Genomic DNA, 13,611 nt, shown 5'->3' on the forward strand with positions numbered 1-13,611 from the left:
CCGTAGGGTCGGCATTCATGCCGACCTGGCCGATTACCGCACCATCCCCTATGACGGCATTCACGCCAACCGGCCTTACTCCCCGCTCAACCGCTCCAGCAATCCGCTTCGTCGCTGGGTACGCAACTGCACGGCGCGGCGGAACACGCCGTCATCGCTGTACAACGTCAGCTGCTTACGCGCGCGAGTAATCGCGGTATAAATCAGTTCGCGCGTTAACACCGGCAGAAACTGCGCCGGCATCACCAACGCCGTGTGATCAAACTCCGAACCCTGCGATTTATGCACCGTCATCGCCCACGCGGTATCGTGCGTTGGCAATCGGCTCGGTTGCACCGCCTTGATGCTGCCATCCGGCAACGGGAAGAACACCTTCAGCAGGCCTTCCTCATCAAACAGCGTAATGCCGATATCGCCGTTAAACAGCCCTAGCGCGCTGTCGTTGCGCGTCACCATCACCGGACGTCCCTGATACCAGCGACTGCCGCCAGTCGGACGACGAATCAGCTGCAGCTGCATCAGCTTCTGCTCAATACGCTGATTCAGTCCCTGCACGCCAAACGGCCCTTCACGCAGTGCGCACAGCAGCTGATAACGGCCAAACGCCGCGATAATCTCAGCAGGATCAGCGCGTTGGCTAATAAGTTTCAGGAACGGCTGATAACCGGCGGCAATCTCCGTCAGCATCGCCTGGTACGCATCCGCATCCTGCAAAGGTTGACGGGTGATATCGCTGAAACCAGCCTTGAATGCCGCTTCAACCGCTTTTGCATCTCCGGCGTTAACCGCTGCGGCCAGTTGGCCAATGCCGGAGTTGGCGTCAAAGCGGTAGCTTTGACGCAGCAGGCAAATCGCGTCGCGTACGGCGGGTGCGCTGATGTCATCAATGCCTGCCACCTGGCTGCCGGTGAGTTCGCTCAGCTGCGCAGCACGCATCGGGCTGTAACCGGCTTCGGCACAGCGACAGATGTCACCGAGCACCGCGCCCGCTTCCACTGACGCCAGCTGATCGCGATCGCCGAGGAACACCACGCGCGCCTGCGCTGGCAATGCGGCAATCAGATTAGCCATCATGCCGAGATCGACCATTGAGGCCTCATCCACCACCAGCACATCCAGATGCAGCGGATTCCCGGCGTGATAGCGCAGGCGCTGCGTTTCAGGCTGCGCGCCTAACAAGCGGTGCAGCGTGGTGGCATCAGCGGGAAAGCGCTGCCGTTCCGCCTCGCTGACCGGCAGCTTTTGCAGCGCCTTGCCCAGCGATTCGGTGAGGCGCGCCGCCGCTTTGCCGGTCGGCGCAGCCAATTGAATACGTAGCGCGCCTTCGCTAAGACGGATCAGCGCTGCCAGCAGTTTCGCTACCGTAGTGGTTTTGCCGGTGCCGGGACCGCCCGAGATCACCGCAGTTTTCTGCGTCAGCGCCACCGCAGCCGCAATTTTCTGCCAGTTATCCGGCTCGCTGCCAAACAGCTGATCCAGCACTTGCCTGACCTGTTCAGGCGCAAAAGGCTGTGCTGTTGACTGTGACTGGAAGAAGCGCGCCACCTGCCCTTCGTTGTGCCAAAGGCGATGCAGATAGAGACGATCTTCGCTCAGCACGATGGGTGCCGCTTGCTCGCTGCTACTCAGCGCCGACCAGCCGGCTAAAATTGCCGGCCAATCCTGCGGTTCGCCTGCCGCTTGCCAGATAGCCTGCGCCAGCTCCGCATGACGTCCTTTAAACAGGTTGTCGCGGCTCAGCTGTGATAACGGCAAACAGACATGCCCATCTCCCGCTTCCGCGCTCAGGCACGCCGCCAGCAGCAAACGCGCCGGTTGCTCGTCATCAGCCAGCAGTTGGGCGAACTGGACATCCAGCGAGCGCAGCAAACGCAGCTCAGCCGCCTGTGCTAAAAGCGCGGTCATACCGCTCATGCTGTCGCTCCCGGCCCGCGAAACAGGCTATCCAGTTGTGAAACAAAATCGAAGGTCGGACGGGTGTGGAACACGCCGTTGTCTGGCGAGCTGCCGTCCATGCCACGCAGGAAGAGATAAAACACACCGCCGAAATGCTGCTCATAATCGTAATCCGGCACGCGATGTTGTAAATAGCGGTGCAGCGCCAGCGTGTAGAGCTGGTACTGCAAATCGTAGCGGTGGTCGATCATCGCCTGCGCCATTGCCTGCGGCGTGTAAGCTTCATGGCTGTCACCGAGCCAGTTGGATTTATAATCCAGCAGGTAATATTTGCCCTGCCAGCGGAATACCAGATCGATAAAGCCTTTTAACATGCCCTGCACCTGACGGAAATCGAGCGGTGGAGCCTGCGCCGATAAGGCATCCTGAGCAATTAACGCGCTCAGTTCACGCGCGGTCAGCACGTTGTCAATTGGCAGATAGAACGCCATCTCCACCAAACGATCGCTGCTCTGCACCTGCGCCAGATGAATGCCCTGCGCGTTAAGCGGCGTGCTCAATACGCGCGTAATCCACGCGCTGAGCATCGGCTGCCAGTGCAGCGGATAGCCGTTTTGCTGCAGATGTTGCGCCAGCTTCTCCTCGGAAGGCGGCTGCGGGAAATCCAGCGATTCGAACAGCTCATGCAAAAAGGTTCCTGGCGCAGCACCGCGTGGGAAATGATGTGGCGTAAGCGCCGCTTCCCCTTCCTCTTCACGATCCTCTTCGCCCGCCGCTTCCACATCGAAATTCGGCATCACCTCAAGCAGACGATGAGAACTGTGCTGCTGCAAACCGGAATAACTGGTGACGCGCCACGGATCGGCCAGCACGCGCGTTACGCTTCGCGCGCCTAACTCGCTATCGGCGACCGCCTCAACCTGCCAGCGCTCGGCCTGCATATCTTCGGCCAGCACCACATCGGTCCCCGCCGCGTCCATGTCATGTAATAACGCGCCAAGCTGTTCGGCCGTTGCGGCTACGCCACGTTGCAGCAGAAAACCAAGCGCGCTTTTATGCAAATCGCTCTCGCCCTCTTTCTTGCGCGTGCCACGAAACAGCGGTGCCACGCCGACGCTGCAGTGATAGATCGAACGGGTCAACGCCACGTAGAGCAGGCGCAAATCCTCTGCCAGACGCTCCTGTTCGGCTAGCGCCAGGCTCTCCTCATCGGCTTGCAGATCCAGTACCGCGTCAAAGTTTTCACGATCGTGATAGAGCGCGGTATCCGCCTCGCGGAAACCGGCGGCGAACGGCAGCCACACTAGCGGATACTGCAGCCCTTTAGATTTGTGGATGGTGACAATCTGCACCAGATGGCGATCGCTCTCCAGACGCAGCTGCTGGCTGGCAGATTGGCTATCCGGGCGCGCGATCTGCTGTGCCAGATGACGCACCAGCGCATGCGGGCTATCGAGCTGCGCAGCCGCTTCCTGCAGCAGTTCGCCGAGATGCAGTAAATCCGTCAGACGACGCTCGCCGTTCTCCGATGCCAGCAGATTTTCCGCCAGCTGGCGCTCCAGCATCATCTCACGCAGCATCGGCAAGACGCCACGCTGCTGCCACACCAGCTGCCAGCGGGCAAAGGTATCAACCAGTTCATCCCAGCCGCGCGCATCCTGATCCAGCGCATCCAGCTGCGAGGCATCAAAGGCAAACAGCGAAGTTGCCAGCGCGGTGCGCAGCATACGCTCCTGCTCCGGTGCCAGTACCGCCTGCAACAGCCATAACAGCTCACGCGCTTCCGGCGTGGTGTAAACGCTGTCGCGATTCGACAGGTAAACCGACGGAATACCGAGCAGATTGAGTGCTTCGCGAATCAGGTTGGCTTCGTTACGGCTGCGCACCAGCACGGTGATGTCAGAGGCTTGTACCGGCCGCAAATTGGGCGCCTTGCCCAGCAACGCGCGCTGCTGCTGTCCGGCCTGCAACCAATGACTGATATCGGCCGCACACTGCTGCGCCATACGTTGTTGATAATCCCCAACGCTGCAGCCTTCGCCCGGCTGCAGCCAGAAGCGTAACGCCGCTTGCTCAACCTGATCGATGCTGAGTGACAGTTGCTGATTTGGCGGCGCGAACTGCACCGGCTGGAACGGGATCTCAGCGAACAGGAAGGGCGCGTCAAGCCGCGCAAACAGCTGGTTGACGCTGTTGACCATCGCGGGCGACGAGCGCCAGTTGGTGTCCAGCGTGTAGTGCGCGCTGACTTCGCTGCGCGCGCGGATGTAGGTAAAAATATCCGCGCCGCGAAAGGCGTAAATCGCCTGTTTGGGATCGCCAATCAGCAGCAGCGCATGCGCTGGCTGATTGATATAAAGTGTGCGGAAGATGCGGTATTGCAGCGGATCGGTATCCTGGAACTCATCAATCAGCGCCACCGGGAAACGCTGGCGAATCGCCTGAGCCAGTTGCTCACCGCTCGGCTGTTGCAGTGCTTCGTCGAGGCGGCTCAGCAGGTCATCAAAACCCAACAGTGCCTGCTGACGCTTCTCTTTGCGCACCGCAGCGCGCACCTCTACCAGCGCGCGCGCAATCACCAGATCGCGCAGCGACAGCGGCTGGGCAAGGAAAGTATCGATGGCGTCGAACACACTGTGATGCGGCGGATTGCCCTTTTTAGTCTTCTCTTCGAGCATACGCTGACCGAAGCGCGCCAGTTCGGCGGGCACCTGATAATCACGCGTTTCGCTCTGCGCCCAAAAGCTGACTTTGTTGACCCAAACCGGCAAATTTTTGCTGCTATAGCTGCGCTTATCTACGTCAGATTGCCCCACCAGCGTCAGCACTTCGTCACCCACCGCCAGCCATTGCGCTTTCATCGCGGCGATACGCGCGAGGTTTTCGCTGTGGCGCGAAGCCAGAGTTTCACTGTCGGCAGGCGGCAGACGCAGGCTGGGCGATTCGCCCTGCAACCACGGACGCAAGGTGGAAAGCAACTGCTCCGGGCCGCTCCATTCGCTGACAATCACCCGCGCGACATCCAGCGTCAGCGGATAGCAGTGACGACGCCAGAAATCGGCGGTCGCCTGGCGCAGCAGCAGCTGTTCATCCTCAATCAGCTGCTGTTCAAACAGCATGCCGGACTCAAAGGCGTTGAGATTCAGCATGCGCTGGCAGAAGCCGTGGATGGTGAAGATGGCGGCTTCATCCATCTGCCGTTCAGCGGCCAGCAGCAGCGAGGCCGCATCGGCGGGCTGAGGAATCTCCTGCAGCAGCTGCATCAGCATCGGATTGCCACTGACGCCGCGCAGGCAGGCCAGCCGCAGCTCGTGAATGTTGGCGCGAATACGCCCGCGTAGTTCAGCCGTCGCGGCCTCGGTAAAGGTCACCACCAGAATCTCTTCTACCGACAGCGGACGCGAATAAGCATGTTGTCCGCCCAATCCCAGCAGCAGCCGCAGATAGAGCAGACCGATGGTAAAGGTTTTGCCGGTCCCGGCTGAGGCCTCAATCAGACGCTCACCGCGCAGCGGCAGCGTCAGAGGATTGAGCGATTCAGGTAGCAGACTCATTGCGCATCACTCTTTACGGGCAACGATTGCTGCAGCTTCTGAACCTCATCCCATGTGGTCCAGCCCGGCAGTTGGGCGTAGTCATCTTTGGTCGCGCCATCATGGCTGCCACCAATCTGCGAAATCATCGCCATGCCTTGCTGCCCTAAAACCGCCTGATGGAAGAAGTCGGCCAGGCCGGCTGGCGTCAGCTGCTGAATTTGCTCAATCGCTTTTTCACGCGTATCGAAGGCAAAGTTCTGACGTTTAAAGTCACGGTTAAAGCGGTTCGCCTCTTCATCCAGCGTTTGCGGACGCTGCTTCATATCGTTGATCAGTGCCTGCTGATACTGGGCGAAATCTTCCGCTTTCATGCTGCGCAGACGCTGTTCAGCCTGCGGATAAAACGCCTGGAAGCGTTGCAGTAAAAACGCCGGCTGCTTGCTGTTACTTTGCAGCAGGAAACCGATGCCCCATTGGCGTCCAATCGGCATTTGATACGCAAACACCGCATAGCCGAGCTGCTCTTCGGTGCGCAGCTGGTTGTAGAACCAGGGTTGAACGATCTGGCTCAGCATGGTGCTGTTGGCCATGCTTTGATATTCGCTGTAGCCCAACGGCACATACAGCGCGGCCAGCGCCGAATCAGTGCTGCTGCCGGCTTTCTGCAGATTGGCCTTGATCGCTTTATCCACCGACACATAATCACTGTGCCAGTAGCCGTGACCATCGCTCTGCAACTGTTGCTGCAGCTCATCGCCGAGCTGTTTCACGCGCTGCGCAGAGAGATTGCCCACCACCATCATCTCCGGCGTTGCATGATGAATCAGCGCATCGCGGTAATCGGTGACCTCTTTCAGCGTGATGTCTTTCACCAGATTGCGGCGCGTTTCACGTTGGGTGTAAGGCAGCTGCGACAACATCTGCATCGGCTGAATCGCCTGCTCAAACGCTTTGCCCTTCTCTGCCGCTTCCAGTCGATCCAGATACCAGGATTTGGCCTGCTCCAGCTGCTGCTGGTCCGGCGTAAAGGTGGCGTAACCTTCCACCAGCTTCTTCAACAATTCCGGCAGACGTTGGGTAAACCCGCTGGCGCTAAACACGATGCCATCATCTTCCCCGGTGGAGAAACTGATGCCGCCAACCGAAGCCTGCGAATTCAATTCATCCAGCGCCAGGCTGGAGAGATAGTCATTCAACCCAAACAGCACCTGTTGGCGCGCATCGCTGATCGCCGATTTGTTGCGCAGCGCTAAGGTGATAGCGGCTTTCGGTTCGCTGGCAAACTGCTGACTTGGCATCCAGTAAATACGCATGCTGTCGCCATTGGTCAGGGCGACCGGATGATCGTAGGTTTTGCCATCGGAGGGGATGATGGCGAAATCCGACGGTATATAGGGATTCAGCGTGGGCATCGACAGCTGGAGCTGCGCGGCGCGTTGCTGCCAGTCGCTGAACTGGGCATCGCTGATTTTGTCCACCTGATACGGTGCATTCACAAAGTAGGCTTCTTTGTTATGCGGCTCCTGCGGGCTGATGTACCAGATGCGCGCGTTCTGCGGCGTCATTTCATCGAGACGCGTTTTGATCGCGGCGGGATCGAACTGATCGGCCAGATAAGGTGCATCCAGCGTGTGTTCAACCGGCACCCGCAGCATGGTATCCACCAGCCACTCGATGTAATCCATATCACGGGTAATCGACGGGTAACGGAAATCCAGCGCCAGCACGTGGGAGACTTCATCGAAGTACGCTTTGCTGATGCCTTTACTGCGCAGCATATCGAGATAGTTAAACACCGCAGCGACCACTTCATCGCGCTGCGCCAGACCTTTGTCGGTTAACGACACGCTGATAGCGAAGACGCCGCTGTTGCGCTCGGTCATCGGGTCAGCACCGGCGCTGACGCCATCCGCCAGCCCCTGCTTTTGCAGCCAGTCGTTGAGGGTGTTTTTACTGCGATTGCCCAGAATGTAACTGATCAGCGTATCGGTTTTACTGCGGAACTGGCCGCTGTTGTTCGGGATGCGGAACTCGATTTTTAATTGCTTGCGCGGCTGGGCGGGCACGTAATGGATAATGATGCCCTTCTGCGCGTCGGTCACCACCGGCACGTCAATCTCTGGCACCGTCGTTTGATGATTAGCCACCCGACCAAAGGTTTGTGCCGCAATGTCGGCCATCTCTGGCAGCGGTTTGTTGCTGTAAATCACCGCCTTCATCAGATTGGCGGAGTAGTGGCTGTGATAAAAATCGGTCAACGCCTGATGCAACTTGCTGTCCGGCTTGTCGCTTAACGTATCGAGGTTGCCACCGGAATAGCGCGAACCGGGATGCGCCGGGTTGAGAGTTTCAGCGCCGACCTGCGCCATGCGCAAGCCATCGCGTGAGCGAGCCATGGTCAGTTCTGCATTAACCGCATGACGCTCACGATCGGCATTAACCGGATCGAGCAGCGGTTCAGCAATCGCATCGGCCAGACGATCGACTGCGGGCTGCAATGCACTGTTTTCCACTTCCAGATAGAACGCCGTGCGATATGACGCGGTGCTGGCATTATGGCTGCCGCCATTTTTTTTCAGGAATTCGGCGAGATTATCAGGCTGCGGATAACGCTTTGAGCCCATTAACACCATGTGTTCGAGATAGTGCGCCAGACCCAGTTGCTGATTAGGATCATCCAGCGAACCGATCGGCAAGGTCAGCGCCGCCAAGGATTTAGGCGCTTCGGCATCCGAGACCAGCAGCACGGTCATGCCGTTGTTTAACGTAATCGCCTGGTAACTGCGTGGATCGTGATCGCTTTTACGAATGGTGTCATTGATGGCTTGCCAGCCGCGATCGGTATCGGCAAAGGCATTCAGCGCTAACGTGCTCAGCAGCAGCGCTCCAATCCAGCGTGCGTAAATCCGCATTTAAACCCCTTACGTTACCCTTTTCCGCTGGCTGTGTGCCCAGCGGTGAAATAGACAAACTTTCTTATCGTGTCAGGAACAACCTCAAACGAGGCCGTATCCCATTGCTATTCATCATTTTGATGCGCCAGGCGCACCGGCAAATACCATTGGCGTGCGGCGGCAGTAATCGCCTGCACGGCCTCATCGTCCAATGAGCGACTCAGGCGTTGCAGATAGGGATCGCTGCCCTCGCCTTCCACCTGGAAACCACCCTGCCAGGCTTGCAGCAATTTGTTAAGTGCCTTTTTCTGCGTTGCTTCGTCTTCCAGCAACTGCTGTGACTTGCTATCAAAGCTGGCTTCCAGCCAGGCTCCGCCGGATTTATTCAGTAGCAGCAGCGGCTGGACTAATCCGGCCTGATAACCCGCAACATACTCATGCAGTAGCGACAGCGCCTGTTCAGCAGGCAGCGCCGCGAAGCGCCAGTGACTCTGCTTACGACCGTACATGCGGCTTTCACCGCTGCCGCCCAACGCGCAATACACCAGATGTTCCAGCCATAACAGCAGACCATCATTCATGTTCAGCACGCCCGGACGCCAGCGCAGCAGGCCATCAGCTTGCACCTGCGTCAGCCAGCCGGTCAATTGCACTGCGCCGAGCGTCAGATTGATTTCCCAACTTTCAGCGGGCTGGCGTTGACCACTCACCTCGGCGGCCACTTCCTGCATCTCTTCGGTCTGGCTCTGCCAGAAAAGTTCCCCGAACGCGCCATAAGGCAGATTGCCAGCGGCGCGGTGACGCGCATACAGCTGCGCCGGATCGTCACCGTTGACCAGCGTATTCAGCAATTGGGCGTTGATTTGGTAGCGTTCGAGGCTGTCAGGCGCGAACGGTTCGCTGTTGGGCAGCTCGCTCTCTTCCATCCAGAAAGCCACACCCAAGCGCTGCTGGAACCAGGCGCGTACCGGATGACGCCAGAAGCGCAGCAGTTGCTCCAGCGACAAGGTTTCTAACGGTGCAGGCAGCAAGGGCTGCACAAAATCCGGCTGTGCCACGCCGCTACCGGTGGCCGCGGGCAACCACTCCGCAGCAAAGCTTTGCCCGTGTGCGCCCGGCTGGAAATTCTCCGCAGCAAACGGCATGCGGCTATGCAGCTTTTGCAGATGTTCGCGCACGCGCTGCTCGCTGATATCGGGTTCGAGCGCTTCATCACCCGGCAAACGGAAGCTTTGACCCAGGTAATCCACCAGCTCGCTCACTAATACCGATGGATAGCGCTCCGTGTTGTCCTGAATCGCCCGGCCGATGTAACTGATATAGAGCTGCTGCTGCGCCGAGATCAGCGCTTCGAGGAACAGATAGCGGTCATCATCGCGGCGGCTACGGTCGCCTTTGCGCATCTGTTGCTGCATCAGGTCGAAGCCAAGCGGCGCTAAGGTGCGCGGATAGACGCCATCGTTCATGCCCAGCAAACACACCACTTTGAAGGGAATTGAACGCATCGGCATCAGCGTACAGAAGTTGATGGGACCGGCAAGAAAACGCTGGCTGATGCGCTGTTGATCGAGGCGCGAACGCAGCTCATCGCGCAGCAGCGTAACAGGAATCGGCTGTTGATATGCCGCCTGCATGCCCTGCTCGATAATCTGTTTCCACTGCGTTTCCACCAGCAGCAGCGCGGCTTCACTTTCGGCGTCTCCGCTGAAGAAGCACTCAATCAGCTCACGACACAGCGGCTGCCACTCCGCCAGCGTGCGCTCTTCTGCCAGACGCGCACGCCACTCTTCCAGTCGCGATAGCAGTTCAGCCAGATGACCCGCCAGCTCAGCGATCAAACCGCTGGATTCGTCATACGGCAGAATCCCTTGCCAGTCGCCGTTGCGGCTCTCCAACGCATAGCCGAGCAGCATGCGCTGCAGGCCGAAGCGCCAGGTGTGTTGTCCGGTTACCGGCAGCGCCAGCGCTTCCACGCTGGCATCATCCAATCCCCAGCGAATGCCGGATTCCATCACCCAGCGGCGCAGCAGGCGCAGCCCGCTTTCATCCACCGAGAAGCGCTGCGCCAATGCGGGAACCTCAAGCAGCGCCAGCACATCTTCGGAGGCGAAGCGACTTTCAGGCAGCGACAGCAAGCTGAGCAGCGCCAGAATCGCCGGATGCGCCTGACTGGCGCGACGGTCGGAGATGGCGAACGGCAAATAGCGTTCGCTCGGCGCGCTGGCAAAAGCGGCCTGAATAAAAGGGGCGTAGCTGTCGATATCCGCCACCATCACGATGATGTCGCGTGGCTTGAGTTCGGGGTTGGCTTCCATCAGCGTAAGCAGATGATCCTGCAGCACTTCAACTTCACGCTGCGCGCTGTGGCACACCTGCAGCGTGATTGAGCGATCTTCAGGATCTAGCAGGCGTTTTTCGGCGCTGTTCGCCAGCTCACCGGCGTTGAGGCCAATGACCGCTTTATCATCCAGATTGAGCAGATCCGCTTGCAAGCTGTGCAGTAGATTGTCTTGAGGCATCTCGACGAAGGCATCAATGTCGTTGGCGGCGGACTCCATCTGGCTCAGCAGAAACAGGTTATCGCGCCCCAGTTTGCCCCATGACGCCAGCAGCGGATTGGTCAGCTGCTGCTCGCCGATGTCGTTAAACAATGCCGGCGCGCTAGCCGGATCGCGGAACAGCGGCTGTAGCTCATCCGATTGTATGCGGCGGCGCTGGCGGCTTTGCAGCCTGGCCAAAAAGGCATAATCCTGAATGTCGCCCCAATAGTGACGGCAGGGATTGGTGAACAGCAGATGGATATCAATGTGACGGCCCAGCGCTTCCAGCGCCTGCAGATAGACCGGCGGTAGCGCGGAGATACCGCAAATAAACACGCGCTGCGGCAAGCCCGGCGGCGGCGTTTGCGCCTGTTCCAGCTTTTGGATAAAGCGCGCATAGAGGTTGGCGCGATGCCACATCGGCTGACCGAGGCTTTCCGTGAAATTGACCAGATCGCACCACAGCGGCGCCTGCCACTGCTGCGATTCACCTAAGCCATCAATCATTTCACCGCGCTCCCAGCTGTTGAGCCAGTCCGAGCGATACACCAGATATTGGTCAAACAGATCGGCAACACGGGCGCTGAGCTGATACAGCTTGCGCTTGTTGTCGTCGTCATTGAGGTAGTGACGCAGCGGCTGGAAAGCGTCCTGTTCCAGCAAGGTCGGCAAGCGATGCATCAGCTTCCAGCTCATGCTGGCTTTGGTGAAGGCGCTCTCTTCAGGAATATCGGGCAGCACCTTGACGAACATGTTCCAGATAAAGCTCGCAGGCAGCGGGAAATCAATGTTGGCGGCAATGCCGAAACTGTTAGCCAGTTCCATTTGCAGCCACTGCGCCATGCCTGGGCTTTGTACCAGCACCTGCTCAGCCGCCAGCGGATCGGCCAGCGGTTGATTTTCAATCAGAATACCTGCCAGATTTTTCAACAGATCAAGCTGATTAGAGTGATAGACCCGGAACATATTTCTCCTAAACACAAGACAACAACGCAGCCGAGCCACTCTACCGTTTATCACCTGCGATGCCTACCGCTAGTGGCAATTGAGCTGCGCCAGTGAGGCGGAACGCTGCTGTGGTCCCGTAACCGTGACGCGCTCCAGCGTGCAGCCGCCCGCCAGGCTCTGCTGCTGGCGCTGACTCTGCCATCCCTCAACGTCACGTCCAAGCAACGCCTGACCGGCAACGCGCCACGCCTGACGCTGCTGCCACTGCTGGCTAAAACCCAGCGCCAGCGCGCGATGATATTGCAGCAATGTGCTGATGGTCATCGCCAGCAACAGCATCGCCACCAGCGTTTCCGCCAGGCTAAAGCCCTGCTGCTTCTGGCTGGCACAGCGCCGGCTGCGACAGCGGGCAGTAATCGATCCAGCCATGCGCTTGCGGCTGTGGTTGCGTGTTGGGGATGGATACCCAACGATAGAGCCATAGCGCGCGCCCTTCTCCATGTCCCGATAGCAACGCATTGTCATCCTCCATTCGTAGCAGGCAGCTTTGCCACTGTTCTGCTGTCCATTGCTGACATTGCCAGCCGGTGGCCTGCGCCCAGTTTTGCACGCCGCCCCACGCTAACGCCGCCTGCGCCTGCCAGAAATCCTGACTGTGCAACTGCTCGTCAGCCACTAACACCATGCTTTGTGAGAGCTGCGTTCGCGTGGCGTGTAGCGTCAATCCGCCCATCAGTAACATCATCAGCACCATGCCCAGCGTGCTATTGCCGCGCTGCTTCACAGATTGATTCCTTCTATCCAGCTTTCCAGCTCCACGCTTTGGCTGTTGGCGTGTCCCGCCAGTTGCAGCACCAGACGCGTTCCCTGCCGTTCAAGCTTGAAGGCATCGATGGTGAGAAAAGCCGGATCGGAGAGTTTCTCCCAGCCGCTGCTGTTGCACTCATCCACGCCACGCTGCATTTCAAGCTGTCCGCTGCGCAGCCGATAGCCGTAATAGTCACTTTCGCTGTGGCCCACGCCTTCCCAGCGCCCGTTGCTGTTCTCATCCCAGCGCAGCAGCATGCAGCTGCCGCTGGCGGCGAGTGTTAGCGCCGAACCGCTGCACTGGCCGTGGCAATAGCCGGCACGTCGCAGCGCTTTTTGCAGCGTATTGGCGATCTGCTGCAGCTCCTGTTGCAACTGCACGCGCTGTTGCAGGCGCAGATTCTGCTCCAGCAGCAGCGGTAAAAATCGCCCGACGCTGATCATCAGCACCGCGCCAATCGCCATGGCAATCAGCATCTCCAGCAGGCTGAATCCGCGTTGCGCTATTCGCATCCTTTCTCTCCCGGCTGACAGGCACGGATGCGCGCTCTGGCGGAGATGATTAAGCGCCAGCGCCCCGCCGCACTGGAGAGATCGATGCTGCCGGGACGCGCGACATCACGCCGACCGTAAAAACCGACGTCACCGGTGATGGCGACAAGGCGCACGTTGTCGTGCGGCGGTTTGAATAACCAGCGCGAGGACAATGCGCAACCTTCTGCAGGTTTAGGTCCCGCGCCAAGACAGCCGTTTTCACCGCTCTGTAGCCACAGCGTGAGATCGCGGTTGTGCCAGTTAGCATGGGCGCGCAAACGCAGCAGAAATCCCTGCAGTTGCAGTACGCTGTCGCGCAGCTGTTGATATTGCTGCCAGCGCTGCCAACCTTGCAGCGCACCGACGCTAAGTATGCCGGCGATCACCATCACCAATAACAGTTCGGGCAAGGTGAAGCCGTGGTTATCGTGTCTGTTCATGGCGGGTAATCTGCCC

The 13,611-nt window shown here is 58.9% G+C and carries 8 protein-coding genes; all 8 read right to left on the reverse strand.

Annotated features, from left to right (window positions below; genetic code table 11):
• Positions 1 to 75 precede the first annotated feature (75 nt).
• The 8 genes from recD to HX773_RS23755 all read right to left on the reverse strand — a co-directional run bounded on the left by recD (position 76) and on the right by HX773_RS23755 (position 13,595).
• Positions 76 to 1,914 (reverse strand): exodeoxyribonuclease V subunit alpha, encoded by a 1,839-nt coding sequence (recD, locus tag HX773_RS23720; RefSeq protein WP_176973564.1) that lies wholly within the window; start codon positions 1,912 to 1,914, stop codon positions 76 to 78.
• Positions 1,911 to 5,450: an exodeoxyribonuclease V subunit beta gene (gene recB, locus HX773_RS23725; protein WP_176973565.1), complete on the reverse strand. Its 3,540-nt coding sequence runs from the start codon at positions 5,448 to 5,450 to the stop codon at positions 1,911 to 1,913. The genes recD and recB overlap by 4 nt, the downstream gene beginning before the upstream one ends.
• A complete protein-coding gene (gene ptrA, locus HX773_RS23730) occupies positions 5,447 to 8,344 on the reverse strand; it encodes a pitrilysin (RefSeq protein WP_176973566.1) in 2,898 nt (965 codons plus the stop codon). Before ptrA ends, recB begins: the two co-directional genes overlap by 4 nt.
• A gap of 107 nt (positions 8,345 to 8,451) precedes the next feature.
• Positions 8,452 to 11,832 (reverse strand): exodeoxyribonuclease V subunit gamma, encoded by a 3,381-nt coding sequence (gene recC, locus HX773_RS23735; RefSeq protein ID WP_176973567.1) that lies wholly within the window; start codon positions 11,830 to 11,832, stop codon positions 8,452 to 8,454.
• 69 nt (positions 11,833 to 11,901) lie between these two features.
• A complete protein-coding gene (locus HX773_RS23740; RefSeq protein ID WP_110867962.1) occupies positions 11,902 to 12,243 on the reverse strand; it encodes a prepilin-type N-terminal cleavage/methylation domain-containing protein in 342 nt (113 codons plus the stop codon).
• On the reverse strand, positions 12,176 to 12,598 hold the full coding sequence (locus HX773_RS23745) for a DUF2509 family protein (RefSeq protein ID WP_176973568.1): 423 nt from the start codon (positions 12,596 to 12,598) through the stop codon (positions 12,176 to 12,178). The genes HX773_RS23740 and HX773_RS23745 overlap by 68 nt, the downstream gene beginning before the upstream one ends.
• Positions 12,595 to 13,134, reverse strand: a complete 540-nt coding sequence (locus HX773_RS23750; protein ID WP_176973569.1) for a prepilin peptidase-dependent protein — start codon at positions 13,132 to 13,134, stop codon at positions 12,595 to 12,597. Before HX773_RS23750 ends, HX773_RS23745 begins: the two co-directional genes overlap by 4 nt.
• Positions 13,125 to 13,595 carry a prepilin peptidase-dependent protein gene (locus HX773_RS23755; RefSeq protein ID WP_176973570.1) on the reverse strand — a complete coding sequence of 157 codons (471 nt, stop codon included), beginning with the start codon at positions 13,593 to 13,595 and terminating at the stop codon, positions 13,125 to 13,127. The genes HX773_RS23750 and HX773_RS23755 overlap by 10 nt, the downstream gene beginning before the upstream one ends.
• Positions 13,596 to 13,611 lie beyond the last annotated feature (16 nt).

Source organism: Pantoea sp. B9002 (assembly GCF_013385945.1).
Taxonomy (GTDB): Bacteria; Pseudomonadota; Gammaproteobacteria; order Enterobacterales; family Enterobacteriaceae; genus Pantoea.

Bases quoted from the DNA above. Each gene is read 5' to 3' on its own strand.
- HX773_RS23750 (WP_176973569.1), bottom strand. From the start codon at position 13,134: ATGCGAATAGCGCAACGCGGATTCAGCCTGCTGGAGATGCTGATTGCC.
- HX773_RS23755 (WP_176973570.1), bottom strand. From the start codon at position 13,595: ATGAACAGACACGATAACCACGGCTTCACCTTGCCCGAACTGTTATTG.
- recB (WP_176973565.1), bottom strand. From the start codon at position 5,450: ATGAGTCTGCTACCTGAATCGCTCAATCCTCTGACGCTGCCGCTGCGC.
- HX773_RS23740 (WP_110867962.1), bottom strand. From the start codon at position 12,243: ATGGCTGGATCGATTACTGCCCGCTGTCGCAGCCGGCGCTGTGCCAGC.
- recC (WP_176973567.1), bottom strand. From the start codon at position 11,832: ATGTTCCGGGTCTATCACTCTAATCAGCTTGATCTGTTGAAAAATCTG.
- recD (WP_176973564.1), bottom strand. From the start codon at position 1,914: ATGAGCGGTATGACCGCGCTTTTAGCACAGGCGGCTGAGCTGCGTTTG.
- ptrA (WP_176973566.1), bottom strand. From the start codon at position 8,344: ATGCGGATTTACGCACGCTGGATTGGAGCGCTGCTGCTGAGCACGTTA.